This window comes from [Clostridium] symbiosum ATCC 14940 (assembly GCF_000466485.1).
In the GTDB taxonomy this organism is placed as follows: domain Bacteria; phylum Bacillota; class Clostridia; order Lachnospirales; family Lachnospiraceae; genus Otoolea; species Otoolea symbiosa.
Genome location: NZ_KE992942.1, coordinates 1 through 1,202 on the forward strand (window position 1 = coordinate 1; position 1,202 = coordinate 1,202).

1 protein-coding gene is annotated in these 1,202 nt (G+C 46.2%); it reads left to right on the forward strand.

What is annotated here, in order from left to right; all coding sequences use genetic code 11:
• Window positions 1-1,125 (forward strand): group II intron reverse transcriptase/maturase (gene ltrA, locus CLOSYM_RS13540; RefSeq protein WP_021642531.1); only part of this gene is annotated, 1,125 nt, incomplete at its 5' end.
• Window positions 1,126-1,202: the final 77 nt, after the last annotated feature.

Sequence of the window (1,202 nt, forward strand, 5' to 3'; positions counted from 1 at the left end):
AATCTGGAAGAAAATCTGGCCAGACTGGTGGAAAGCCTGAAAAGAAAGGCATATAAGCCAAAGCCGGCCAGAAAGGTAGAGATACCTAAAGAAAACGGAAAGACCAGGCCAATCAGCATCTACTGCTACGAGGATAAGCTGGTACAGGAGGGACTGAGAGAAATCCTGGAGGCTGTGTTTGAACCACAGTTTTATGACAACATGATGGGATTCCGACCAGGCCGAAGCTGCCATCAGGCGCTGAGGAAGCTAAATCAGATGCTGGAAAGAGAAAAAACGAACTATGTGCTGGATGCGGATATCCAGGGTTTCTTTAATCATCTGGACCATAAATGGATAGAAAGATTTGTGGAATCAAGAATCAAAGACCCGAACATCACGCGTCTGATAAGGAGGACGCTGAAAGCGGGAATCATGGAGGATTATGGGTATCAGGAAAGTCCGGAGGGTTCCGGCCAGGGAAGTGTGTGTTCGCCCATCCTGGCAAATATCTATATGCATTATGTACTGTTATGGTGGTTTGAAGAAAAAGTTAAGCCGAAGATGCGGGGATACTGTGGTCTAATCGTATATGCCGATGATTTTGTAGCCTGTTTCCAATATAAAGAGGAGGCAGAAGAATTCTATAGCCGCTTGAAACATAGAATGGAGCACTTCGGGCTGAGCCTGGAAGAAGAAAAGAGCCGTCTGATAGAATTTGGCCGTTTTGCAAAAGAAAGAGCAGAGCGTGAGGGAAAGAAGACGGGAACCTTTGACTTTCTGGGCTTTACACACTACGTTTCAGAAAGCAGGAACGGAAAGTTCCGGGTGAAGAGGAAAACCAGCAGAAAGAAGCTGCAAAAGAAAAGCAGGGAAATCCATGCGCAAATCAAAAAGGAGCGTCATAAGGAAATTTCCGTGCAGGTGAAGAAGCTGAATGAGATATTAGTTGGATACTACCATTACTATGGACTGACCGATAACAGTCGGAGTATCGGCCTGTTCTACCGGGAGGTAGAAAAGACGCTGTACAAGTGGCTGAACCGGAGGAGCCAGAAGAAAAGTTATACATGGGAAGGGTTCAGGGAAATGATGAAGCAGCACCCATTGGCGAAACCTAAAATCTATGTGAGTATATACGCTTGAACTGACGAACAATGAACCTTATAAAGAGCCGGATGCGGGAAATCCGCACGTCCGGATTCTGTGAGGGGTATGCCACG